Genomic DNA, 23,419 nt, shown 5'->3' on the forward strand with positions numbered 1-23,419 from the left:
GGCCGGCAACGCGATCGGAGAACGGCTGATCGAGGGGATCCGACATCGATCGAGTATCCCAAGTGCGCCCCGTCGTCCGCCGCAGACGTCAGCTGGCGGTTCGGCGACGCAACCGCGTCGGCAACAGCGCGAGCACGTCCTGTCGCGCGAATGACCAGACGGCGACCAGGTGGACGAGCAGGCCGACCATCGTCGCGGCGGCCCCGGTCTCGAAGCTCGTCGTCCCGCCGAGAGCGAGCCAGGTGGCGAGCGCCGCCGCAGGGCCGGGTAGTGCGACGAGTCCCGTGACCCGGAAGGCGCCGGCGATGACGGGGAGCGCCTCGCCCCGGAGCGCGACGACCACCGGCACGGCCGAGAGCGCGATCGAGGCGAAGAAGCTCTCGACGGCGAGCCCGGTGAGCGAGCCGAGGTTCGCGACCAGGACGGCCGCGACGGCGTGGGTGGCGGCGACCACGAACGACCAGAGACCCGCCCGGCCGACCGTGTCGGCGGCGATCGTGCCCACCAGCGGGACCATCGACAGCAGGGTGGCGAGGACGACCGGAGTCAAGATCGAGGCGATCAGGAACACCTGGTCGACGTCTCCGTAGGAGAGCGCCGTCATCACGAAGCGGGCGGGCGGCGGTCCCAGCAACAGGGTGGGGATGGCGAGCGCCGGAAGCAGGGCGGCCCCGAGTCGGAAGGTGCCGAGGACCAACGGCGAGAGCGTGCTCGGCCGACGGTCCCAGGTACGGGCGACGTCGGCGGCCAGCACGATCGAGACCGGTGAGGCGACGACCGCCGTGAGCACGGCGACCGCGAGCATCCCGTAGGTGTAGAGGGTGCCGTTGCCCGAGCCGGTGTGGCCCGCCGCGAACGTGGAGACGCTGATCACGACCTGGCTGGCGAGGATCGGGACCGCGCCGCGCAACAGCCGTCCCGTCAACGACCTCACACGGGGAGCGGAGGCCTCCTCGGCGGCTGGATCGGGAGCGCTCGCCTCGGCGCGGCGCCAGATGAGAGCCATTGCCCCGGCGCTGAGGAGGGCGCCGAGGGCAACCGCCGTCGGGATCGCGTCGACGCCCAGCGACGATTTCAGCGCGACGAAGGCCAGCGCCATGACGATCGTGCCCAGGGCGTAGGCGAGGGCGGGTAGCGCAAAGCTGCCGAGGACGGCGCAGCGGGCGGCGAACAGCCCGCCGTAGAGCTGGGCCACGGCCGCCGGGGCGAGGATCAGCAGCGCCGTCCTCAAGGTGCGGGCGGCGGCGTCCGGCAGGAGGACGTCGGACGCCGCCGCGACGACCGCGAACAGCAGCAGCGCGGCGGCGGCGAGGACGGCCACCGACCGGACGTGGGCGGCGAAGCTGCCGTGGCGGCGGTCGATCAGCGACGCCGGTGCTGTCGTCCGCAGGCTCTGGGCGGCGAACAGCGCGATCCCGTAGACGGTGTTTGCGGCGAAGAACCCGTCGGTCGCGCCGCTGCTCCCGAGCTCCCGTGCGATCAGCAGCCCCAGGATCGACGACCCGACCATCGACAGGACCTGGGCGACCGCGGTGGCGGCGCCGGCCCCGAGCCGGTTGGAGGCCCGGTCAGTCACGGGCGTCCGGCACGTGTGCGCTCGCGGCCCATCCGATCGGCAGCGCGTGGCGACGGTCCAGGCGGTCGAGTCGTCGTGCCGGCCGCTCCAGCAGCTTGGAGAGCACGAGCAGGGAGAACGCGAGCAACCGCGTCGCCAACGTCGCGGCGCGATCGGTCGGTCGGAACGCGGTTCCGCCGATTCGCAGCAGGTGCGTGATCGTGCGGAAGTAGCCGGTCAGGGGAACGACATCGTCGACGGTGAAGCCCGCCCGCTCAAGCAGCCCGCGGAGGCCGTGCGACGTGTACCGGTAGTGGTCGTGCGGCTCCTCGTGAAGCTCCCCGACGAACGGCACCGTCACGAGCAGCCGGCCTCCGGGCCTGAGGACCCGGCGCAGCTCCGCGGCTGCCTCCCACGGGGTCTCGACGTGCTCGAGGACCTCGGTGCACAGCAGGGCGTCGAAGCTGTTGTCGTCGACGGGCAGGCTGCGAAGGTCCGCCACGATGTCGGCGTCGCTCGCCCGCTCGTGCGGTGAGGAGGGCCAGTCCTGGGTCCGGTAGTCGCAGTGCGCGAACAGCTTGCGGTACGGCGCCTGACCTGCGCCGGCATCCAGTACGACCGAGCCGCTCGGGAGCGACGCTGCGAAGCGAGCCACCTGATCGAGGATCGGAGGCCGGTGGACGGGAGACTCGGCGACGAAGGCGGCGAGGCCGAGATCGACGTCACGGGGGGCAGGCACGGCGACCCATACTAGAGTCGTGCCGGTGTCAGACCGTCGTCAGGGCCTCCGCGTCGCGCTCTTGGGTGGGGTGCCCGCGGTGCTCGGCGGCGGCGGCCTCGAGCTGCAAGTGGATCGCACCGCGCAGGCGCTCAACTGTCGCGGGCACGATGCGCGGCTGGTCGCCGCCGCACCCGCGGACTGGGAGTTCGACGTCTTGCACGTCTTTGGTCCCGCGGCCGATGTTGGGCACGTGCTCGGCCATTGGCGGCGCCACCCGGCGCGGCTGGTGATCTCGCCGGTGGTGGTGGTGCCCGTTGCCCGCGAGCGGCGGCTGTTGCTGGCCACCCGCTTGCCGATCCCGGCATTCGAGCCGCGGGTCCTGGCCGCGATGGTCCGACGGGCCGACCAGCTCGTCGCGCTGACGGCATGGGAGGCCACGTTCCTGCGGCGCGTCGGGCGAGGCGGTTGCGCACCGATCAGTGTGGTCGGCAACGGTGTCGATCTGCCCGATGGCGTTGGCCCGCAGTCGACATTCGACGGTGAGCCGCTGCCCGAGCGCTACGTGGTGACGGTCGGGGCGGTCTCGGAGCGCAAGCGCCAGCTGGCGATCGCCCGGGCACTACGCGGTGTCGCGCCGTACGTCGTCGTCGGCGGTTGGGACGGGCCGGCCGATCAGCGCCAGTCGTTCGAGGGTACGGTTCGGGCGACCGGCGGTCGCTGGATCGGCGAGGTGACGGACCAGGCGGCGTTGCTTTCGCTGGTGGCCGGAGCCGACGCGTTGATCCATCTCAGTGAGGCCGAGGGCATGAGCCTGGCGGTGCTGGAGGCGCTCGCTGTCGGCACGCCCTGCGTGCTCTCCGACTTGCCGCAGCAACGTGAGCTGCAGCGCCGGTGGCCCACGCACGTGCAGGTCGTCGCCCGCGATGAACAGCTCCCGGAGGCTCTGGCCCGGGCCAGAGCCTCCGGAGCCGAGCCGTCCGCGCCCGAGGTTCCCACCTGGGACGAGGTGGCGAGTGACCTGGAAGCTGTCTACGTCGCTGCGATGGGCGAGCCCGCACGTCTCTGGAACGCTCGTGGCTGAGCCGCGGATCTTGCTGCTCTCGCCGGAGCATCCCGACCCAGCGGGCAACGGGGGCGAGGTCCGCCTGTTCCGGGTCGTGCGCGAACTCGGGCTCCGTGGCTGGGACATCACGCTGGTCGCGCCGGGCTCGTCCGACGCGATCGAGCGCGGGAGCAGCCTGGCGGGGGACGGCATCGTGCTGTGCTCCGTTCCCCGGCCGCAGTCGCGCGCCCGCGAGGCGCTCGACGCAATGCTCTCCGATCCGCGGATTGCGGTGCGCGCCGTCAGCCGCTCCTGGCAGGCGTGGCAGGCCGAGGTCTACCTCCGCGAAATGCGTCCGGTTCTGCGCGAGGCGCTGACCCAGCGGTGGGATGCGGTCGTCGTCGAGCACGACTGGGCGATCGAGTGGCTCCGAGTGCTGCCTCCGGACCTACCAGCGGGGATGGTGTTCCACAACCTCACCGACGCGCTGATCCTCGGACGGGCCGCGAGCGAGCGCGGCGTCGCCCGGCGTCGCTTGGTGCGCGACGCCGCGCTTGTCCGGCGCGAGATGGCGCGCAACGCACCGCGGCTCTCGCGGGCGTTCACCTGCTCGGCGGAGGACGCCGAGACCGTCACCCGCCGCTGGGGCGTGCGATCGGACGTGGTTCCCAACGGCACCGACGTCGGCGCACTGGCGTCGATCGGGCACGAGCAGGAGCGGCCGGGACGGATCGTGTTCACCGGAACCATGAGCTACCCGCCCAACGCGCAGGCCGTCGTCTGGTTCGTGGACGAGGTGCTGCCGCTGGTGCGACGGACGCGCCCGGATGCGACCGTGGAGATCGTGGGCGGTGGGCCGGGTCCCGAGGTACTGCGGCTGGGGGAGCGCGACGGGGTCGTCGTGACCGGGCGCGTCCCGGAGCTTGAGCCGCACCTCGCGGCCGCTCAGGTCACGGTCGCCCCGCTGCTCTCGGGAGGGGGCACAAAGCTCAAGGTCCTGGAAGCGCTGGCGGCGGGGCGGGCGCTGGTGGCGACCCCGGTCGGGGCGGAGGGCATCGAGGTCACCGACGGCGAGCACCTGCGGATCGCCGACGGCGTGGGGCCGTTCGCCGACGCGGTTCTCGCGTTGCTGGACGATCCGGACGCCGCGCAGGCGATGGGCGAACGCGGGCGGGCCCGGATCGCCGAGCGCTACGACTGGTCGGCGGTGGGCGCCCGGATGGACGCGGCGCTCCGCGACTGGCTCTCGGACTGACGGATACGCTCCCGGGCGATGGAACTCCGCGACACGACGCTCCCCGACGCCAAGCTGCTCGTCCCGCGAGTGTTCCCCGACGATCGGGGCTTCTTCTGCGAGACGTTCCGGGAGAGCGCGCTGGCCGAGGCCGGTATCCACGACCACTGGATCCAGGACAACCACTCGCGTTCGTCGTACGGCGTCGTGCGCGGGCTGCACTTCCAGATCGGCGATGGCTGCGCCAAGCTCGTGCGCTGCGGCCGCGGCCATATCTGGGACGTGATCGTCGACCTGCGCCAGGGGTCACCGACCTACGGCAAGTGGGAGGGCTTCGACCTGACCGACGAGAACATGCACGTGCTGTACGTGCCGGTTGGCTTCGCCCACGGGTTCTGCGTCAAGAGCGAGATCGCCGACGTCCTCTACAAGCAGACCCGCTACTACTCGGGCGAGGTCGAGCGGGGGATCGCCTATGACGACCCGCAGGTCGGCGTCGCCTGGCCGCTTCCCGCCGCTGACATCCAGGTATCGGAGCGCGACGCGACGGGTCCGCGGCTCGAGGCGGTCGCGGCGTCGCTGCCGTTTGCCTACTAGCGGCAGCCTCCGGTAGACATCGGGGGGCGTGGACGTGGCTCTTGCCGGGTCTACCTCAGTGATGCCTACGATGGAGACCCGAAAGATGTTGCGCAGCGCTTGCGTGGGGCTGGCCGCAGCGATCCCTGCGGCGGGAATGCTGGCCTTCTGCGCGGACGCACGCGCCGGGACCTACGAGGTCTGGACGTGTCGAGCGCCGGACGGGACGCCGGCGGTGACGCGGGATGCAGGTGGCGGCTGGAGGTCGACAGAAGTCAACATGAGCTCCTTCGGTGGAAATCAAAACGTCGATGCTTGCCCGTCCGGTCGCGCCCTAGCGCTCGAGATCGCACGCACGGCGATGCAGCCGACGCCCTCATGGGCACGATGGGAGTTTGTTGCCCCGTCATTCACGGTAGTCCGTGAATACGTCGTGGACTTCGATGGGTACGTGCGGGTAGCGAACGCAACCCAGCCGATCTTCGGGGATCTAACGCTTGCCACCGCGGACCAAAAAGACCCAGACTACGATGCGCGATTCATCGGGTCTGGTCCGGTCTCGCGGCATGTTCTTAGTTTCGCGGGACGAGATTCGGCATCAATAGTGGCCCAAATCGGCTGCGGAGATACGGGTCTTCTCGGTCGGAAATGCAGTCCCGGCCCCGACGGCGCCCCAGCTCGCCTGAACATCTACCGCGGGACCTTCACGCTGCAGGATCGCGAGTCGCCGACCGTGACCGCGGTATCGGGCGATGCGGTCTCGGAGGCGGTCTGGACCGGTCCGACCGGGATCTCGATCGCGGCGAGCGACAACGGCGGCGGGGTCTATCGGCTCGGGGTCGAGGTCGATGGGCAGCTCCGGAGCTGGGTGAACCTGGCCGGCGCCCCGTGCGTCAGCTGGCCGGGGCGTGAGCGCGTGTTCCTCTCTCCGAAGCCCTGCCCAGGCAGTGTCGGAGGCGTGCAGACGATCTCGACGAGCGACCTGCCGGAAGGAGCGCATTCCGTGCGGGTGATCGTCGAGGACGCGGCGGGGAACCAGACCACCGCCTACGGCCCGGCGACCAAGACCCTCCGGAGAAGCGCCGTCGGCGGCGGCTCCGGGGCGGCGGGAATTGGCGATCCCGCCGCGGCGGGGTCCGCCGACCTCGGGCCGGAGAACGGCTCGCCCGCCACCGCCGATGCGCGGTTGCGAGCGCGTTGGGGCGGGCGAGAGGACCTGGTCAAGACGATCCGTCACAACCAGCGCCCGACGCTGAATGGACAGCTGACCACGGCCAACGGACAGCCGATTCGGGACGCCTTGGTTCGCGTGACGATCACGCGCGACGCGCGGCGCTCGCCGTCGTTCGAGCGTGACTCGCTGAAGACGGATCGCGACGGTCGGTTCCGCTGGCAGCAGCCCGCCGGCGTCAGCTCGCGCTCGATCCGCCTGGCGTACCACCGGCACTTGCGAGACGCGACGCCCGCAGCCACACGCACGCTCACGTTGAAGGTCCGGACACCGCTCCGGCTGCGACTGAGCCGCAAGAGCGCCCGTCGCGGCCAGTCGGTGCGGCTGACGGGCACGCTCGTCGGGCGGCCGCTGCCGGCGATGGGCAAGGTGGTCGAGCTGCAAGCGCGGAACCCGGGCGGCCGGTGGATTACGTTCCGGACCGTCCGCAGTCACAAGGACGGGCGCTTCGCAGCCCGGTACCGGTTCCGCAACCCGGGCCCGGCACGATTCCAGATGCGCGTCCGCGCCCGGCGCTCCGGCGACTACCCGTACGCCACCGGCACGTCCCCGATCCGGACGATCGTCGTTCACTGATCGCGTTCGCCGTCGCCTCGACCCGCGCCGCCGCCTTCGGCCGAACGGCAGTCTCGGGTCGGGATCCGGCATCCTGTCGAGCAATGGCCCGCACCGCCGCCGCCCCTCCCGCCTCGGGCCCGCGCTTCGCGCAAGGGCTGCGACGCCGCATCCAGACGAGTCCCGAACGGATGCTGCTCGCCGCCCGGATCGCCCTGGCCGCGAACGTCGGCATCATGCTGACCGGCGCGCTGGTCCGGGTGACCGGCTCCGGCCTCGGCTGCTCGAACTGGCCGAAGTGCGACACGCGGGTGCTGCCCACCGAGGCCCACGCCCCGACCTTCATCGAGTTCGGCAACCGGATGCTGACCTTCGGCGTCAGCGCGTCTGCGATCTTCGCGATCTTCTGCGCGCTCACGCTCGTCACCTACCGCAAGGACCTGCTGCTCCTGTCCCTGGGCCTGCTCGGCGGGATCGCCGTGCAGGCGGTCATCGGGGGCATGAGCGTGCTGTACGACCTCGACTGGATCTGGATCAGCGTCCACTACATGGCGTCGATCACGTTCCTGCTGGTCCCCGCAGCGCTGCTCACCTGGCGGGCCGGCCAGGGGACGAAGGCCCCGCGCGAGCACCAGGCGAAGGACCGACTGACCGCGCGCGCCGTTCAGGTCCTGCTTCCGCTGGGGTTCCTGGCGCTCGTCGCCGGCACGCTCGCGACCGCGGCCGGACCCAACAGCGGCGGCGAAGGCACCGGTGACATCGTCAAGCGGTTCGACGTCCACGGCACCGGCACCCTCGAGTGGATCGTGCAGCGGCACGGCGCGATCGCCGCGATCTTCGGGGTCGCGATCGTCGTCGTCTGGTCGATCGCGAAGGCCCGTGGAGCAGGCGAGCGCCTGACCCTGACGCTCACCCTCGCCGGGATGCTCGTCGGCGTGCAGGGCATGATCGGCCTGATCCAGTACGGCCTGCACCTGCCCGGGGGCCTGGTCTGGCTGCACGTGTTGCTGGCGACCCTGACCTGGGTGGTCGTGGTCTGGGCCTGGCAGGTTGCCGGCCCGGCCCGCCGACACACCCCGGTCGCGCAGCCCTAGGCGACGCTCATCGTCCGCTGACGCGGACGCAGGCGCGGTTCGGGTGCCATCGCCGACGACGGCACCCGTTGCACCCAGCCGCTACTCGACCGTGACGCTCTTGGCGAGGTTGCGCGGCTTGTCGATGTCCCGCTCCAGGTGCAGCGCCGCGTGGTAGGCCAGCAGCTGCAACGGGATGTTGAGCAGGATCGGATCGAGCTCCGGCTCGGTCCGCGGCACGACGATCGTGCGCTCGGCCAGCTCGATCGGCAGCTCCTGGTGGCCGATTGCGAGGATCGGTCCGCTGCGGGCCCGGATCTCGTGCAGCGTCGAGCGCTGCTTCTCGCCCAGCTCGTCGTCGGGGACCACCGCCACGACCGGCATCTGCTCGCAGATCAGGGCCAGCGGACCGTGCTTCAGCTCGGCCGCCTGGTACGCCTCGGCGTGCATGTAGGCGACCTCCTTGATCTTCTGGGCCGCCTCACGGGCGATCGGCCAACCGCGCACGCGGCCGATGAACATCGCGTTGTCGAACTGGGCGAGCCAGGTCGCCGCCTCGATGATCTTGTCCTCCTGCTCGAGGATCGCGGCGATCTTCGCCGGGAGCTCGCGGAGGGCCTGGATCAGACGATCGCCGTCGGCCGGGGACAGATCGCGGATCCGCCCCATGTGGACGGCGAGCATCGCGAACGCGACGCAGGTCGCCGTGAAGCTCTTGCTCGACGCGACCGAGACCTCCGGGCCGGCGTGGATGTAGATGCCGCCGTTGTTGGCCCGCGCGATCGCGCTGCCGACCTGGTTGATGACGCCGAGGACGCGGGCGCCCTTGCGGGTCAGCTCCTCGACCGCGGCGAGCGTGTCGGCGGTCTCGCCGGACTGGCTGACGGCGATGTACAGCCCGTCGGGATCGATCACCGGGTTGCGGTATCGGAACTCGCTGGCGGGCTCGGCGGTGGCGGGGATCCGGGCCAGCTCCTCGATCAGCTGGGCGCCGACCTCGCCGGCGTAGTAGGCCGAGCCACAGCCGAGGATGTAGACGCGCTTGAAGGACCGCAGCTCGTTCGGCTCGAGGTTGAGCCCGCCGAGCTTGATCGTCGAGAAGCGGTCGTCGAGTCGGCCGCTGAGGGTGCGCTCGACGGCCTCCGGCTGCTCGCCGATCTCCTTGCGGAGGAAGTGGTCGTACGACCCGAGATCGAAGTCGTCGGCGTCCATCTCGACGCGCTCGGAGACCTTCTGGACCGGCCGGTTGTCGAGCGTCGACGTGGTGAAGCCGTCCGGCTCCAGCAGCGCGATCTCGCCGTCCTCCAGGTGCACGACCTGCTTGGTGTGGCGAACGATCGCCCCGACGTCGGAGGCGACGTACATCTCGCGGTCGCCGAGACCGAGGACGATCGGGCTGCCGAGCCGGGCAACGATCACGCGATCGGGGTACTTGGAGTCGAGCAGGGCGAGGCCGTAGGCGCCTTCGACGTTCCGCAGCGCCGCGCGCAGCGCGTCGACGGGGTCGTCGTGGTCGGCCGCAGCCTGGCCGATCAGGTGCGCGACGAGCTCGGTGTCGGTCTCCGAGCTCAGCACGATCCCGTCGGCGAGCAGGCGCTCCTTGATCTGGGGCGCGTTCTCGATGATCCCGTTGTGGACGACCGCGAACCGGCCGCTGAAGTCGATGTGCGGATGGGCGTTCTCGTCGGTCGGCGCGCCGTGCGTCGCCCAGCGCGTATGCCCGATCGTGGGCGAGCCCTTGATCCGCTTGGGAAGGTCGGTCTTCAGGTCCGCGATCCGGCCCTTGGCCTTGTGGACCTTGAGCCCGCTCGGTCCGGCCACGGCGATGCCCGCCGAGTCGTATCCGCGGTATTCCAGGCGCTGAAGCCCCTCGAGAACGATGGGCACTCCGTTACGGGTGCCGACGTAGCCAACGATGCCACACATACGTGGGGATTCCTCCTACGTGTAAACGATCCTGCGCAGCTGCCGGAGCGACAGCGCAGGCGGGGTGAACCGCCGGCCGACGAGCTCGTCCGAGATCCGTTGGAACGCTTGGTCGTTGCGCATGCCACGGGACTGGAGCTCGCTGTGCCGGCGCCGCACGAACACGGCGACGTCCTCGTCGAAGTAGGCGAGCACCTCGGCGATCACGCGCTCAGCCTCGGATGGGCTCAGCGACGTGCTGCGCGTCAGATGGGTGCGGAGATCACCGAACGAAGAGGACGGCCGGGTGGCGGTCACGACGAAGATGGTGGCGTACTCGGAGAAAGAACGCAAGCGTCCTGCCCGCAATCGGGCAAATGTGAGGAGATTACGGCGCTCTGCGGTGAAGGTACGTCGATCCTGGGTCAACTCTGCGCGGTTCGGTGCGGAGGTGGCGTTCCGTGACACGGTCGTCCCGTGGTCACGGAAGGCGTTGACCGCATGCGAATCACATGGGAAGCTCAGGAGGCCATGGTCATGATCCAAGTCCGCAACGTCCCCGACGACCTGCACCGGCAGCTCAAGGCCCGAGCGGAGCGCGAGGGCCTGAGCCTGTCGGAGCTGATCCGGCGTGAGCTGCCGCGGATCGCGGGACAGCCGTCGATGGCCGAGTACCTGGAGCGGCTCAGGAAGCGAGGGCCGGTTGAGTGGAAGGACGTCGGCGGCCCGACGCCGACGGAGATCATCCGTGAGTGGCGCGACCTGTGATCGTCGTCGACGCAGGAGCGGTGTTCGAGCTCGTGGTCGGGCGAGGGTTCGAAGGGCCGGTCGCCGAGGTGCTCCAGGACCAGGGTCGAGACGTCTTCGCGCCGGAGATCCTGGACCTGGAGGTCGTCCAGGCCCTGCGGAGTGTCTCGCGAACGGGATCGCTGGCCGCGGACAGGGCGGCGTCGGCTGCGGCGGCGCTGCACGAGCTGCCGATCGAGCGGGTCGGGCACCGCCTGCTGCTCGAGCGGGTCTGGGAGCTGCGCCACGTCTGCTCTGCCTACGACGCGTCGTACGTCGCGCTGGCCGAGTGCTTCGGGGGTGACGGCGGCCTGCTGACCACCGACCGGCGCCTGGTGCGGACGGTCGAGCAGCTCGGCTCCTTGATCGACGTGACCGTGGTGCCGATCGACTGATGGCGACCGACGTCGCCGCCTGGCCGTCGGACTGGTCGGTCCGCGAAGCGCGTTCGTGGTCGAGCCGCACCCGGGGACTGCTCGGCGCCGATGCTCTGGGCGACGCCGAGGGGCTGTGGCTGCCGGTCCGCTCGATCCACACGCTCGGCATGCGGTTCGCGATCGACCTCGTCTGGTTGGACGCTGACGGGGGCGTTGCTCGGATCGACGAGCGGGTCCGGCCCGGTCGGATCCGGACCTGTCTCGCCGCACGGGGCGGCGTCGTCGAGGTCGCCGCCGGCCGGGCCGCGGACCTGGCGGCGGCGCTCGGCGCGGTCGGCGCCCGGACGGACGCCGTCTGACGCCGTCGGGGTGCCCTGCCCGGGGGCTTCGTGGCCGGTGCCCGGGACGTCGCCTGAGCGTTTGCCGGGCCTGGTCCTAGGACTCCTGGTCGTCCTCGCGGTCCTGGCTGCGGCTGCGCGAGCCGCGGTAGATCAGCAGCGCGGCCATGCCGACCACGAGCGCCATCCCGCCGGTCGTCACGAGGTCGGAACCGAGCGAAGCGAGCACCATCACCTCCATCGTACGCCGCGGTCGGCGGGGTGGCCCTGCGCGCCCTGTCGGGCCGGTCGTCTACCCTGCTACAGGTCCCTCCGGCCCTGCGCGACGTGCGTGGGGCCCGTCGTGCGTTCCTCGATGAGCGCCTACACCATGAGCGCCACGATTCCCTCACGTTCTCCGCAAGCTGCCGATCTCGACGCGCACGACGAGTACGTCGTGTCGGTGGTGATTCCCTGCCTCAACGAGGAGGAGAACATCGTCGCGGTGGTCACGCAGGCCCGGGAGGCGCTGGACAAGGCCGGCATCTCGGGCGAGGTCGTCGTCGCCGACAACAACAGCACCGACCGCTCGGCCGAGCTCGGACGCGAGGCCGGCGCGCGCGTCGTGCACGTGCCGACGCGTGGCTACGGGGCCGCCTACATGGGCGGGTTCGACGCCGCCCGCGGGACGTACATCGTCATGGGCGATGCGGACCTGACCTACGACTTCCACGAGATCCCCAACTTCGTGCGCGAGCTCGAGGACGGCGCGGATCTCGTCATGGGCAACCGGATGAACAACATCCAGCCCGGGGCGATGCCGTGGCTGCACCGCTACGTGGGCAACCCGCTGCTGTCCGGCTTCCTCAACCTGCTCTTCCGGACCGGCGTCCGCGACGCCCACTGCGGGATGCGCGCCGTGCGGCGGAGCGCACTGCCGGCGATGGACCTGCGGACGCCCGGGATGGAGTTCGCCTCGGAGATGGTGATCCGGGCGAGCAAGGCCAAGCTCGACATCCGCGAGTTCGACATCCAGTACCACCCCCGTGGCGGCGAGTCGAAGCTCTCGACCTGGCGCGACGGCTGGCGGCACCTGCGGTTCCTGCTCGCCCACAGCCCGACGCACCTCTTCCTGATCCCGGGGCTGGTGCTCCTCGTCCTCGGCGCGCTGGTGATGGCCACGGTCCTCGCCGGCGTCAGCGTCTTCGGACGGGCCTGGAGCGTGCATTCGCTGATCGGCGGATCGCTGCTGACGATCGTCGGCGTTCAGGTCATCTCGCTCGGTCTCTGCGCGCACGCCTACGGCATGTACTTCATGGGCGACGTGGATCCGTGGTTCGACCGGATGCGCTCGCGCTACCGGCTCGAGCACGGGCTGGCGATCGGCGGCGCGGTGATGCTGGTCGGCTTCGTCGCCGCCGCGGTGATCCTCGTGCAGTGGATCGTCGACGGGTTCGGGGCGCTCAGCCAGACGAACCTGGCGGTCGCGGTCGTCACCCTGATCGTGATCGGCGTCCAGATCTTCTTCTCGAGCTTCCTGCTCTCGATCATCGGGTTGCGCCGCAGCAACGCCTAGCGCTGCTGCGGCCCCACCCGCCGCGGTCAGGCCTTCTGGGCTGAGGCTGCTGCGACCGCAGTCGAGGCAGCCCGAAGGCCCTCCTCGACCCGCCGCGCGGCCTTGTCCCACGTGTGCTGCGCGACGAAGGCCAGGCCCTGCGCGGAGCGCGCCTGCCAGTGCTCGCGGTCGTCGAGCAGCCGTCCGAGGGCGTCGGCCAGATCGGGGACGGTCGGCGGGACGAGGTCCATCGGGGCCTCGCCGCCGTAGGCGACCTCGCTGCTGAACCCGGCCAGGTCGACGCACGGCAGGCCGCAGGCGAGCATCTCCTGCGGGACCAGCGAGTAGTTGGTCAGCGAGAGCGTCAGCCCGACCGTGGACTCGGCGTACAGGCGCGAGAGGTCGTCCGGCCGCAGGACCCCGGCGTGCTGGTGGGCGAACGGCAGCGGCAGCGCGCCGGCCCAGCCGAAGGTCACCACCCGCACGTCGTCGCGGCGACGCAGCAGCTCGGTCAGCGCCATCGTCGCCAGCGGCCCGGCCCGGCGCGCGGTCACCGTCCGGCCGTAGAGGGCGATCGTGTCCGCCCGGCGCTCGATCTCGGGATGCGGGCGGTAGACGCCGTGGTCGACGCCGAGGTCGAACCAGGTCGCATCGCCGCCGTGCTCGCCGGTGATCAGCTGGGCGAGCCAGCGGCTGGCGCAGATCGGGTGGAGACCGTAGGTGTAGGTCCGCTCGGCCCAGAGCCGCTCGGCCGAGGTCGCGAAGAACTCCGGCTCGTGGTCCTGCACCAGGTACGCCCGGGCGCCGGTACGGGGCAGGCGGAGCGCGGCGTAGACCGTGTCCCAGCCGGTCGCGAGCACCACGTTGGCGCCCGCCCAGGCCCCGAAGCCGACGTGGACCGAGGCGTCGAGGTCGCGGAAGTGCCGGGCGATGTCGGCCCGCACCTGGGCGTCGGTCTGCCGGCGGTGCATCCCCTGCGGGTCGTGGAGCCAGATCGAGCAGCGGTGGCCGTAGCGCTCCAGCTGCTGGATCAGGGTGAAGATCGTCGAGTGGCCGCCGCTGCCGGGCCGGAACCCGGGGATCACGACCGCCACGTCCAGCGGGCCGTCCTCGCGCAACCAGGCGGGATCGAGCGGGACGACGCCGCGGGTCTCGACCTCGGCGACGACCGCGAACGGCTCGGTGAACGGCTGCGGCCCGACGCGCTCGGTCGGGACGACCGCGGACGGGACGTCGGCGGGGGTCGTCAGCGCCGCCGGGCCCTCGCCACCGGTGCCGCCGTCCGAGTCCCGCCCCTCGAGCGAGATCAGGCGTCGGATCGGCGCCGGGAAGCGGTGCGCACGACCACCGGCGAGGCCGGCCAGCCGGCGGCCGCCGTGGTGGCGCGCCGAACGCAGCATCCAGCGCCGCCGGGTGCCCTGCGGGACGCCCAGCTCCTTCAGCCAGCCCGCGTCGTTGCGGGCGGCGATCACGGTGTCGCGCGCCATGCCCTTGGGGTAGAACGAGGCGCGGTAGCCGGTCGTCTCGTAGAGCCCGCGGTACTCGTCGAAGTAGCGCCGCATGAACTGCAGCCACGGGTAGTCGTGGGCGTGGAGGACCGCGGCCCGCGGTTGGTAGGCCTTGTGCCAGCCGGCCACCAGCGCGTCGCGGGCGAAGGCCTGGTCCTCGGCGTAGCCGATCTCGCGGAACGGGATCTCCAGCAGGGCGGCGCGGCGGTAGGCGGCGTTGGCGTTGCTGAGGAACTCCGGATGCCAGCCGGGCTCGGTCGCCCGCCGCTGGACGTGGACGCGTCCGTCGGGCGAGAACGGCCCGAAGAAGTCGAGCAGCTCGCGGGCGATCATCGGGCTCGTGTCCTGCCGCGGCAGGTGCGGGCCGAAGACGGCCGCGATCCGCTCGTCCTCGGCGAACGCCGCCACGTAGGCGTCGAGCCAACCGGCGACCGGCGTCGCGTCCTGGGTCAGGAAGCAGACCAGCTCGGCGTCGAGCTGCTGGACCGCGAAGTTGCGGGTCCGGCCGTGCCCGAACGTCTCCGGGGCGATCTCGAGCACCGTCGCGCCGGCCGCGCGGGCCGCCTCGACGGAGCCGTCGGTCGACCCCGAGTCGATCACCAGGAACTCGTCGGCGCCCTGCGCGGCGGCGGCCCGGAGAACCTCGGCCAGCAGGGGCATCCCGTTCTTCACGGGGAGGACGATGGCGGTGGTGGGACGGGCGGTCGAGAGCTCCACTCCGGCACACGGTATCGGGGCGTCGCCGGACGGGGTGCGACTGGTGGCCGACCGCAGCCTCTACTCTGTGCGGCTGTGACTGAGCCCGCGCTCGTCGTCCAGGACCTCGACAAGACGTTCCGGATTCCCAAGCAGCACGTGCACACGCTCAAGGAGCGTGCGCTGCACCCGTTCCGATCTACGGACTACCGCGAGTACCCGGTCCTCAAGAACATCTCGTTCGAGATCGAACGCGGTGAGTTCTTCGGCATCGTCGGCCGCAACGGGTCAGGCAAGAGCACGTTGCTGAAGTGCATGGCGGGGATCTACCGTCCGGACCGGGGGCGGATCCAGGTCGCAGGCCGGCTCGCCCCCTTCATCGAGCTGGGCGTCGGCTTCAACCCCGACCTGACCGCCCTCGACAACGTCGTGATCAACGGCGTGATGATGGGCCTCTCCCCGCGGGAGGCCCGCCGTCGCTTCGACGAGATCATCGAGTTCGCCGAGCTCGGCGAGTTCCTCGACATGAAGCTGAAGAACTACTCGTCGGGGATGCAGGTCCGCCTGGCGTTCTCGGTGATGGTCCAGGCCTCGGCCGACGTGCTGCTGATCGACGAGGTCCTGGCCGTCGGCGACGCCGCCTTCGCGCAGAAGTGCCTCGACGTCTTCTACCGGCTGCGGGACGAGGGCCGGACGATCATCCTCGTCACCCACGACATGTCCGCCGTCGAGCGGTTCTGTCACCGGGCGATGTTCCTGCAGGACGGGGACATCAAGCTGATCGGCGACCCAGCCGAGGTCGGACGCGCCTACCTGGCGGCGAACTTCGCCGGCTCGGGCGAGGAAGCAGCGACCGACGTCACGATGCAGGACAGCGGCCGGGTCCTGGCCGAGGTGCACGTCGAAGACGCCACGGGCCTGCCAGTGGCCAGCCTCTCCAGTGGGGAGACGGTCCGGGTGCGGGTCGAGGTCCAGGCCACGCAGCCGATCGAGCACCCCAACCTGATCGTGCAGCTGCGCGACGCCGAGCGCACGGTGGTCACCGGCGCCCGGATCGAGCTGTTCGAGCACGGTCCGCTGACCGTCGGTGAGCGCGTTCGCGCGGTCGTCGAGTGGGACCTGACGCTCGCCGACGGGCACTACGACATCGGGATCCTGCTGACGCAGGGCTCGGCGGAGACGGACATCGTGGTCGATGCCCGCCACGCGGCCGAACTGGTCGTGCACTCGGCCGAGCGGAGCGTCGTCGGAATCGTGCAGACCCCGACGCGGGTCGTCCTGGACAGCGTCGAGCAGGAGCGCACCGTATGAGCCTGGAGCTCGAACCGGCGGTCTCCACCGCCGCACCGCAGTTGAAGGAGATGAAGGGGCCCGCCGCCCTCGGGGGCGGTTGGCGACGGTTCTTCTCGCTGACCTGGATGGTCGCGGTGACCGAGTTCCGGTTGACCTACTTCGGGTCGGTCCTCGGGTACCTGTGGACGCTGATGCGGCCGCTGATGATGTTCGGCGTCTACTACACGGTCTTCACGCAGATCGTGAAGCTGGGGAACGACATCCCGCACTACCCGGCGCTGCTGCTGATGAACATCATGCTCTTCCAGTTCTTCGCCGAGGCGACGTCGAACGCGATCCAGTCGGTGGTCGCGCGGGAGAACATGGTCCGCAAGATGCAGTTCCCGCGGATGGTGATCCCGCTGTCGGTGATCGGCACCGCGCTGATGAACCTCGCGGTCAACCTGATCGCGGTCTTCATCTTCGTGATCGCCAACGGCGTGCCGGTTCGCTGGACCTGGCTGCTGCTGCCGCTCGCGCTGATCCCGCTGATCCTGTTGGCGACGGGGCTCGCGATGATCCTGTCGGCGGCGTTCGTGAAGTACCGCGACGTGCTGCCGATGTGGACGGTCTTCACCCAGGCGCTGTTCTACGGATCGCCGATCCTCTACACGGTCAACACGGTCGAGAACGAGACCATCCGCTCGATCCTCCAATACAACCCGCTGACGGGGATCATGGAGGGCGTCCGGTACCTGGTGATCGATCCCAACGCCCCGGGCGCGATCAGCTCGTGGGGCGGTTGGCCCCAGGCGTTCATCCCGATCGGGATGATCTTCGGACTGTTCGCCCTCGGCCTCTGGTACTTCAACCGACAGGCGACGACCGCGGCGGAGCTGCTCTGATGCGGCCCGCGGCGGGACGATGAGGGGCCACGGCATGCTCGACCGGCTGCGCGGCCTGCTGCGGACGCACTGGGTCTTCGTCGTCGTGCTCGGGCTCGGCGTCGCCCTGCGCCTGGCCTTCATGGTGGCGCTGCGGCAGCCGCTGATGACCTACACCGACGCGAACGTCTACGTTCAGGCGGCGCAGGAGGGGCTGTTCCGGCCGCTCGACGGACGGACCGCCGGCTATCCGTTGTTCCTGCGGCTGACGCACGGGATCGTCGACACCCCGTCGTTCCCGGTCGTGCTGCAGCACCTCATGGCGCTTGGGTCGTGCGTCCTGCTCTACATGATCGGGCTGGCCGTCAAGGTCCCCCGGGCGTGGGCGGCTCTGGCGGCCGGGGTCTGGGCGGTCTCGATCGACTGGATGTGGCTCGAGCACCAGCTGCTGACCGAGACGCTCGGCATGACCCTGCTCATCGGGGCGCTGGCGGTCTTCGCCCTGGCCCGCGCCGGGCGTTTCCCGGCGCTTCCGGTCGTGATCGGGCTCGGCGTCGCCGCCGCGGTGCTCGGGATGGGAAGCGGGATCGTGCGGCCCGCGTTCTTCGCGGCGATGCCGGGCATCGGCCTGGCGGCGCTGCTGCTGCCGCGGATGCCGCTGCGCGCCCGGATCGTCGGGGCGATGACCCTGGTGCTCGCGAGCGGCGCGCTGCTGGGCGGCTACCTCAAGCTGCAGGAGCACCAGACCGGCTTCAGCGGAGGGATCATCGGCACGTGGCTCGATCTCGGCGCGTACCCGCGGGTCGCGCCGGTCGCTGACTGCAAGCGCTTCCGGGTGCCGCGGGGCACCGAGTCGCTCTGCCAGCGGTCCCCCACGAGCACGCGGCCCGGCCCGGACTACTACTACTGGGCGGTGAAGTCGCCGGCGCGGCTGCTGCTGGCCCGGCGTCCGGAGTCGCTGAGCGCGATCCACCTGTGGGCGCAGCGGGCGAGCAACGCCGAGGCCGACCAGCTGCGGAAGGGGCAGCTGGTGGCGTTCCAGCGGCTGTTCGGGCTCGGGGGCGCGAGCTACTCGGAGGGCGACCAGGGCCCCGACGTGATGAGCATGCGCGACGCGGATGTGCATCCGGCCGCGGTCACGGTCGAGAAGATCAAGGCGTACTACGGTGAGGGTCGCGCGCCGAACCATCCGGCCGGCGCGCCCTACGGGCTGCTGGTCGCGCTCCAGGGGTGGACGCGCCCGCCGGGGCTGCTGCTGTTGGTATCGCTGCTGGTGACGCTCGCCGGGGCCGTGTGCGGTCGCGGGATCGCGCGGCGCGCGACGATCGCGATCGCCGTCGCCGGGTGGGTGCCGGTGCTCTACGGCACCTGGGTCGGGAGTCAGTACAACTGGCGCTACGCCGTGGTCGGCGTCCCGCTGATCGCGTTGGCCGTCGCGGCCGCGTTCGCCGCCCTCCGGGAACGTCGCCGCGGGTCGGTGGACACCGCCGCCGCGGACAGCCAGGACGATGCGTCGGCGCAGGAGCCGGACCGCCCGCCGACGACGGACGAGCGGGGCGCGGCGGCCACGTCGTAGGGGCGAGCCTTCGCCCCTACGGCAGTCGCCAAGAGCGCCGCGCGACCCGTCGCTCGAGGGTTCGGCGTCGCGCGGCCGGGAGTGCGTGTCGGGCCGCCGCTCCACACGGCCGGCTCACCTAGACTCTTGCAGCGTGGAGCGTCAGACGGCCGACGAGCAGCACGACACCGGGGTCTACTCACCCGATCTGCAGGCGTTCATCGACGAGGCACCGTGGGAGCGGGCCTCGATCGTGCGCTTCGTCGCTGAAGCAGCCGCGAGCCTTCCGGCCGGAGCACGCGTGATCGACATCGGCGCGGGCGCCGCTCCCTACCGCGAGCTGTTCGCCCACACCGACTACGTCACGTCGGATTGGGAGCAGTCGCTGCACGCCGGTGCCGAGGCCCTCGACGTCGTCGCCTCGGCCGACGCCCTGCCGACGCCCGACGGGGCGTTCGACGCCGTCGTCTGCACGCAGGTGCTCGAGCACGTCGCTGAGCCGGCGGTGGTGCTGGCGGAGATCTTCCGCGTGCTCGACGACGACGGCCAGCTGTTCCTGACGGCGCCGTTGGCGTGGGAGGAGCACGAGATGCCCCACGACTACTTCCGGTACACCCGCTCGGGGCTCGACCACCTGCTGACGGACGTCGGCTTCGGCGCGATCGAGATCACGGCGCGGACTGACTGCTTCACGACCCTCGGTCAGCTGATCCGCAGCGCCAAGTGGTCGCTGGGAGACGCGTCCGACGAGACCGCCGAGATCCGGCTCGCGGCCTTCGATCGGCTCGAGGTGCTGTCGGATGAGGTCGCCGCGCTGGCCCCGCTCGACGCGCGACGGTCGTTCCCGCTGGGCTACACGGTCGCGGCCCGGCGGCCGGCTCGTCGCGCCGCCGAGCGCGGCCAGACCAGTGCGGCCTCCCTGCAGGTCGAGACGCCCGCTACGGCTCACCGGGTGCCGGTCCTGTACCTGGCGCCGTGGGTCGACCTGGGCGGCTCGGACAAGGGCACCATCGACTGGTTCAAGAGCATCGACCGCGAGCGCTGGGCGCCGTCGCTGATGACGACGCAGCCGTCGCCGAACCGCTGGGTCCCGCCGTTGGAGGAGTTCGCGGAGGAGGTCTGGACGCTTCCCGAGCTGCTCCCGGGCGAGCAGTTCGCGGAGTTCGTCCTCGGCTTCATCGAGAGCCGGGGGGTGGAGGTCGTCCACATCATGAACTCGCGGTTCGCGTTCGACCTGCTGCCGGACCTCTCGGCGCTCGCCAACCCGCCGGTGGTCGTGGTCCAGCTCCACGCCGAGGAGCCCGACCGTTCCGGCTACGTGCGGTACTCGTCGACGCGCTACGGGAACCTGATCGACGCGTTCTCGGTCACGAGCCAGCAGCTGGCCGACGCGATGCTCGACTTCGAGGTCCCCCGATCGAAGCTCCACGTGATCACGACCGGGGTCGACGCCACCGGCGAGTTCGATCCGGAGGCGATCGAGCCGTTCACTGACCTCGAGGGGACCGCCCCACGTGTCCTCTGGCCCGGCCGCCTGGTCGACCAGAAGGACCCGATGTTGACGCTCGATGTCGTCAAGCTGCTCGTCGACCGGGACGTCTCGTTCGTGCTCGACGTCGTCGGCGATGGCGAGCTCGAGACGGCGGTGCGGGAGCGTGCGCGTGAGCTGGGCGTCGACCAGCACATCTGCTGGTACCCGCCGTCGCACGCGATGCCACGGTGGTACCGCAGCAGCGACCTGCTGCTGATGACCAGCGTCTTCGAGGGCGTTCCCTACGTGATGTACGAGGCGCTGGCGATGGGCGTCCCCGTGGTCGTCCCGGCGCTCGCGGGCAACGTCGAGCTGTTGGACCATCCGGAGTCCGGTGGCGTGCTGATCGACCCGCGCGACGACGCCGTCGCCTACGCGGACGCGGTGCAGGCGTTGCTGGAGGATCCCGAGCGCCGTCTCGAGCTTGGACGACAGGCACGGGCCCGGATGCTGCGCGACTTCTCGCTGAGCGAGATGGGGGCCAACCACGACCGCCTCTACGACCAGCTGCTCGCGAAGCGTTCGGCCGCGCGCCCGTCCGCCGGCCGGTCTGCGCGGACCGTTGCGCCGGTGACGCCCGCCATCGAGCCGCTGCCCGCGGTGACCTTCCCCCGAGACCCGGGCGCGCCGGCCGAGCACTCGGTCGCCGTGATCGTCCCGTGCTACCGGCACGGCCGCTTCATCGACGACGCGATCGCCTCGATCCACGCCCAGACGCTGACGGCCGCGCAGATCATCGTGGTCGACGACGCCTCGCCGGACGACGAGACGGCCGAGGCGCTCAACCGGCTCGACCGCGATCCCCTCGTCACGGTCATCCGGTTGGCGAAGAACGGCGGTCCGAGCGTGGCCCGCAACCGGGCGCTGGCCGAGGTCCGCGCCAACTACGTGCTGCCTCTGGATGCCGACGACATGCTGCTGCCGCAGGCGCTCCGGGACATGGTCGAGCAGCTGGAGCAGGCGCCCGCCGACATCGGCTTCGTCTACCCCAACGCGCAGCACTTCGGCAACCGCCACGACTACTACGCGGCGCCGAGCTACAACCTGCACCTGCTGATGCAGAACAACTACTGCCCGGCGACGACGCTGTTCGACCAGCGGGTGTTCGAGGCCGGTATCCGCTATCCGGAGGAGATGGTCTTCGGGCACGAGGACTGGGACCTCGTGCTGCAGATGGCCGCCCACCAGATCCACGGTGAGCCGGCGCAGGGGCCGACGTTCCTCTATCGCAAGAACGGGTTCAGCCGGATCAACGCCGTCGAGTTCGGGGGCGAGAGCTCCCGCAAGCGGATCGAGGACCGCCATCCGACGCTCTACTCCGACCGAGCGCGGATCAAGGCCGAGTGGGCGCCGGCGCTCTCCCTGATCCTGCTGGACGGGAGCGCTACGGCCGACGGGTCCTGGGACGACGGCCTGGCCGACGACCTCCGCCGGCAGTCGTGCCGCGACTTCGAGGTCATCCGCACGACGCCGATCGCGGGCAAGCTCGACGGGCTCTACGTGCGCGCCGCGGAAGGTGACGGAGTCGAGCAGCTGGCCGACGCCGTGCAGCGCGCCCGCGGGCGGTTCGTGGTCGTGCTCGGCGAGAGCGCCAGGGAGCGCCTGCGCGGCCGGGCGTTCGTCGAGCAGATCATCCGCGCGTTCTGGGGCAACGTGCTGCTGCCGCACTTCGCCCTGACCACGCCGGCCGGCGTGTCGACGGCGCCGATGACGCAGCTCGAGGCCCGGCAGGTCGTCGACGCCGAGCCGATCGCTGTCGCCTGGCGCCGGGATCCGGAGGACCGGACGGACCCGGTCGAGGTCTTCGGGCGGGACTCGGCGTTGGCGGACATCGTACGGAGCTGGGAATCCACCGCCCCGCTCCAGTGGAGAGCAGCATGAAGATCGAGACCGGGTACCCCAAGACGACCACCGCGGCGGACGAGGTGACCGCACGCGCGCTCTCCTGGGAGGCACCGCTGCTTCCCAGCCTCGGCCTCGACACCAAGATCGGCCGCTGGAAGGGCGCCTCGACCTGGTCCCCGCCGGACACGCACCTGATCGTCCGCCACAAGGCACAGGACGGAAGCGGCTGGCGGTTCACCAACAGCCGCACCTCGCCCCCCGGCTACGAGATCGACTTCGACCTCGGCCTGGTGCACGCGCACGCGCAGCCGGGGACGAAGCGCCTGCTGTCGACCCCGACGGGCTTCGTCTGCACCCCGGTCGAGGGCGACCTCGCCGACGGCTACCGCGGCCTCGGGCACGTGGAGGCGGCACCGCTGCCGATGCTCGAGGGCCTGGAGGTCCGGCGCGACCGTCGGTCCGGGCAGCTGCTGCTCGTCTGCGGCGTCACCGATCCGCTCTACACCGTGACCGAGTACCTCACCACCGTGGGGTTCATCGAGAGCTACCCGATCCACCCCCGGCAGGTCCGCGACCTGCGCGTCGAGCGCCACGTCGTGCCGTTGCGGCGCAGCCAGGACGGGGCGCGTCGCCGGCACGTGTACACGACGGTCGACGGCGAGGCCGACGGAGCGGTCACCGTCGCCGGCGTGTGGGACGTCGCCGTGCCCGGGTTCGTCCCGCTGCGACGCCACCGCAGCGGTCTCGTCAGCTCGGACCTGCTGCGCCCCGGCGGGCGCGCGGCCCGGCCGGCGAGCATCGCTCGCTGGACCGCGGCCCCACTGGGCTGGGGCGACGGCGCGTTGCCGAAGAGCTGGGGGATGCGGGCCGCCGTCGGCCGCGCCCGTGGGCTGCCGAAGGTCGTCCGCCCGCCCCGCCGGATCTCGAAGGACGCGACGGTGCTCGGATACGTGCGGGCCGAGCCGATGCCGGGCTGGACCCCGCTCTTCTCCGCCACCCACCCGGTGACGGGCGACCAGTACCTGACCCGGTCGGAGATCGAGGCCACCGACATGGGCTACGTCATCGACGGCGTGCTCGGCTACGTCGCCGGTCGCGGGGCCGACGACCACCTCCGCCTGGACGAGGTCGCCTGGGCGTCGCGGTTCGGCCACCGGCGACGCTACGTCGTCGGGGTCCAGCGGATGACGCACTGACCGGG

20 protein-coding genes are annotated in these 23,419 nt (G+C 71.1%); 14 read left to right on the forward strand and 6 right to left on the reverse strand.

Annotated features, from left to right (window positions below):
* Positions 1 to 88 precede the first annotated feature (88 nt).
* Both ACVUH9_RS13375 and ACVUH9_RS13380 read right to left on the reverse strand, forming a co-directional pair.
* On the reverse strand, positions 89 to 1,576 hold the full coding sequence (locus tag ACVUH9_RS13375; protein WP_475757692.1) for a hypothetical protein: 1,488 nt from the start codon (positions 1,574 to 1,576) through the stop codon (positions 89 to 91).
* Entirely contained in the window at positions 1,569 to 2,294 is a 726-nt protein-coding gene (locus tag ACVUH9_RS13380; protein WP_475757694.1) for a class I SAM-dependent methyltransferase, read from the reverse strand. The genes ACVUH9_RS13375 and ACVUH9_RS13380 overlap by 8 nt, the downstream gene beginning before the upstream one ends.
* Before the next feature lie 25 nt (positions 2,295 to 2,319).
* On the opposite strand from ACVUH9_RS13380, the gene ACVUH9_RS13385 reads away from it, so the two are divergent.
* The 5 genes from ACVUH9_RS13385 (at position 2,320) to ACVUH9_RS13405 (ending at position 8,008) form a co-directional block, all read left to right on the forward strand.
* Entirely contained in the window at positions 2,320 to 3,357 is a 1,038-nt protein-coding gene (locus ACVUH9_RS13385) for a glycosyltransferase family 4 protein (RefSeq protein ID WP_475757696.1), read from the forward strand.
* Entirely contained in the window at positions 3,350 to 4,573 is a 1,224-nt protein-coding gene (locus ACVUH9_RS13390) for a glycosyltransferase (RefSeq protein WP_475757698.1), read from the forward strand. The genes ACVUH9_RS13385 and ACVUH9_RS13390 overlap by 8 nt, the downstream gene beginning before the upstream one ends.
* A gap of 18 nt (positions 4,574 to 4,591) precedes the next feature.
* Complete coding sequence (rfbC, locus tag ACVUH9_RS13395; RefSeq protein WP_475757700.1) at positions 4,592 to 5,149, forward strand: dTDP-4-dehydrorhamnose 3,5-epimerase; 558 nt, start codon at positions 4,592 to 4,594, stop codon at positions 5,147 to 5,149.
* A gap of 259 nt (positions 5,150 to 5,408) precedes the next feature.
* Positions 5,409 to 6,935 carry a hypothetical protein gene (locus ACVUH9_RS13400; protein ID WP_475757702.1) on the forward strand — a complete coding sequence of 509 codons (1,527 nt, stop codon included), beginning with the start codon at positions 5,409 to 5,411 and terminating at the stop codon, positions 6,933 to 6,935.
* A gap of 83 nt (positions 6,936 to 7,018) precedes the next feature.
* The gene (locus tag ACVUH9_RS13405) at positions 7,019 to 8,008 is read left to right on the forward strand and encodes a COX15/CtaA family protein (RefSeq protein ID WP_475757704.1); all 990 of its coding nucleotides are present in this window, start codon (positions 7,019 to 7,021) and stop codon (positions 8,006 to 8,008) included.
* A gap of 81 nt (positions 8,009 to 8,089) precedes the next feature.
* Here ACVUH9_RS13405 and glmS read toward each other — a convergent pair whose 3' ends face one another.
* Both glmS and ACVUH9_RS13415 read right to left on the reverse strand, forming a co-directional pair.
* On the reverse strand, positions 8,090 to 9,913 hold the full coding sequence (gene glmS / locus ACVUH9_RS13410; RefSeq protein WP_475757706.1) for a glutamine--fructose-6-phosphate transaminase (isomerizing): 1,824 nt from the start codon (positions 9,911 to 9,913) through the stop codon (positions 8,090 to 8,092).
* Between the two features lie 15 nt (positions 9,914 to 9,928).
* Positions 9,929 to 10,210 (reverse strand): hypothetical protein, encoded by a 282-nt coding sequence (locus ACVUH9_RS13415; protein ID WP_475757708.1) that lies wholly within the window; start codon positions 10,208 to 10,210, stop codon positions 9,929 to 9,931.
* Positions 10,211 to 10,429: 219 nt separating this feature from the next.
* Here ACVUH9_RS13415 and ACVUH9_RS13420 point away from each other — a divergent pair, with 219 nt between their 5' ends.
* Genes ACVUH9_RS13420 through ACVUH9_RS13430 form a run of 3 tightly spaced genes read left to right on the forward strand, consistent with a single transcriptional unit; the run spans position 10,430 to position 11,414 of the window.
* On the forward strand, positions 10,430 to 10,660 hold the full coding sequence (locus ACVUH9_RS13420; protein ID WP_475757710.1) for a FitA-like ribbon-helix-helix domain-containing protein: 231 nt from the start codon (positions 10,430 to 10,432) through the stop codon (positions 10,658 to 10,660).
* Positions 10,645 to 11,073, forward strand: coding sequence for a type II toxin-antitoxin system VapC family toxin (locus ACVUH9_RS13425; RefSeq protein WP_475757711.1), 429 nt, complete (start codon positions 10,645 to 10,647; stop codon positions 11,071 to 11,073). The genes ACVUH9_RS13420 and ACVUH9_RS13425 overlap by 16 nt, the downstream gene beginning before the upstream one ends.
* Entirely contained in the window at positions 11,073 to 11,414 is a 342-nt protein-coding gene (locus tag ACVUH9_RS13430) for a DUF192 domain-containing protein (protein WP_475757713.1), read from the forward strand. Before ACVUH9_RS13425 ends, ACVUH9_RS13430 begins: the two co-directional genes overlap by 1 nt.
* Before the next feature lie 76 nt (positions 11,415 to 11,490).
* Here ACVUH9_RS13430 and ACVUH9_RS13435 read toward each other — a convergent pair whose 3' ends face one another.
* The gene (locus ACVUH9_RS13435) at positions 11,491 to 11,625 is read right to left on the reverse strand and encodes a hypothetical protein (RefSeq protein WP_475757715.1); all 135 of its coding nucleotides are present in this window, start codon (positions 11,623 to 11,625) and stop codon (positions 11,491 to 11,493) included.
* Positions 11,626 to 11,763: 138 nt separating this feature from the next.
* Between ACVUH9_RS13435 and ACVUH9_RS13440 the strand changes: the two genes are divergently transcribed.
* Positions 11,764 to 12,948 (forward strand): glycosyltransferase family 2 protein, encoded by a 1,185-nt coding sequence (locus ACVUH9_RS13440; protein WP_475757716.1) that lies wholly within the window; start codon positions 11,764 to 11,766, stop codon positions 12,946 to 12,948.
* Positions 12,949 to 12,974: 26 nt separating this feature from the next.
* Here the strand turns inward: ACVUH9_RS13440 and ACVUH9_RS13445 are convergent, their stop codons facing one another.
* Positions 12,975 to 15,152, reverse strand: a complete 2,178-nt coding sequence (locus tag ACVUH9_RS13445) for a glycosyltransferase (RefSeq protein WP_475757718.1) — start codon at positions 15,150 to 15,152, stop codon at positions 12,975 to 12,977.
* A 75-nt stretch (positions 15,153 to 15,227) separates the two neighbouring features.
* Here ACVUH9_RS13445 and ACVUH9_RS13450 point away from each other — a divergent pair, with 75 nt between their 5' ends.
* From ACVUH9_RS13450 to ACVUH9_RS13470, 5 genes are all read left to right on the forward strand, one after another.
* Positions 15,228 to 16,442: an ABC transporter ATP-binding protein gene (locus ACVUH9_RS13450; protein ID WP_475757720.1), complete on the forward strand. Its 1,215-nt coding sequence runs from the start codon at positions 15,228 to 15,230 to the stop codon at positions 16,440 to 16,442.
* A complete protein-coding gene (locus ACVUH9_RS13455; protein ID WP_475757722.1) occupies positions 16,439 to 17,308 on the forward strand; it encodes an ABC transporter permease in 870 nt (289 codons plus the stop codon). Before ACVUH9_RS13450 ends, ACVUH9_RS13455 begins: the two co-directional genes overlap by 4 nt.
* A 34-nt stretch (positions 17,309 to 17,342) precedes the next feature.
* Positions 17,343 to 18,863, forward strand: coding sequence for a hypothetical protein (locus ACVUH9_RS13460; RefSeq protein WP_475757724.1), 1,521 nt, complete (start codon positions 17,343 to 17,345; stop codon positions 18,861 to 18,863).
* 133 nt (positions 18,864 to 18,996) lie between these two features.
* Positions 18,997 to 22,254 carry a glycosyltransferase gene (locus tag ACVUH9_RS13465; RefSeq protein WP_475757725.1) on the forward strand — a complete coding sequence of 1,086 codons (3,258 nt, stop codon included), beginning with the start codon at positions 18,997 to 18,999 and terminating at the stop codon, positions 22,252 to 22,254.
* Positions 22,251 to 23,414, forward strand: a complete 1,164-nt coding sequence (locus tag ACVUH9_RS13470) for a hypothetical protein (protein WP_475757727.1) — start codon at positions 22,251 to 22,253, stop codon at positions 23,412 to 23,414. The genes ACVUH9_RS13465 and ACVUH9_RS13470 overlap by 4 nt, the downstream gene beginning before the upstream one ends.
* Positions 23,415 to 23,419: the final 5 nt, after the last annotated feature.

It is taken from the genome of Patulibacter ginsengiterrae, from assembly GCF_056269115.1.

What these genes read in the sequence shown, in the direction of transcription:
- ACVUH9_RS13455 (WP_475757722.1), top strand. Translation starts at nt 16,439, where the DNA reads ATGAGCCTGGAGCTCGAACCGGCGGTCTCCACCGCCGCACCGCAGTTG.
- ACVUH9_RS13405 (WP_475757704.1), top strand. Translation starts at nt 7,019, where the DNA reads ATGGCCCGCACCGCCGCCGCCCCTCCCGCCTCGGGCCCGCGCTTCGCG.
- ACVUH9_RS13460 (WP_475757724.1), top strand. Translation starts at nt 17,343, where the DNA reads ATGCTCGACCGGCTGCGCGGCCTGCTGCGGACGCACTGGGTCTTCGTC.
- ACVUH9_RS13440 (WP_475757716.1), top strand. Translation starts at nt 11,764, where the DNA reads ATGAGCGCCACGATTCCCTCACGTTCTCCGCAAGCTGCCGATCTCGAC.
- ACVUH9_RS13420 (WP_475757710.1), top strand. Translation starts at nt 10,430, where the DNA reads ATGATCCAAGTCCGCAACGTCCCCGACGACCTGCACCGGCAGCTCAAG.
- ACVUH9_RS13430 (WP_475757713.1), top strand. Translation starts at nt 11,073, where the DNA reads ATGGCGACCGACGTCGCCGCCTGGCCGTCGGACTGGTCGGTCCGCGAA.
- ACVUH9_RS13435 (WP_475757715.1), bottom strand. Translation starts at nt 11,625, where the DNA reads ATGGTGCTCGCTTCGCTCGGTTCCGACCTCGTGACGACCGGCGGGATG.
- ACVUH9_RS13470 (WP_475757727.1), top strand. Translation starts at nt 22,251, where the DNA reads ATGAAGATCGAGACCGGGTACCCCAAGACGACCACCGCGGCGGACGAG.
- glmS (WP_475757706.1), bottom strand. Translation starts at nt 9,913, where the DNA reads ATGTGTGGCATCGTTGGCTACGTCGGCACCCGTAACGGAGTGCCCATC.
- rfbC (WP_475757700.1), top strand. Translation starts at nt 4,592, where the DNA reads ATGGAACTCCGCGACACGACGCTCCCCGACGCCAAGCTGCTCGTCCCG.
- ACVUH9_RS13400 (WP_475757702.1), top strand. Translation starts at nt 5,409, where the DNA reads ATGAGCTCCTTCGGTGGAAATCAAAACGTCGATGCTTGCCCGTCCGGT.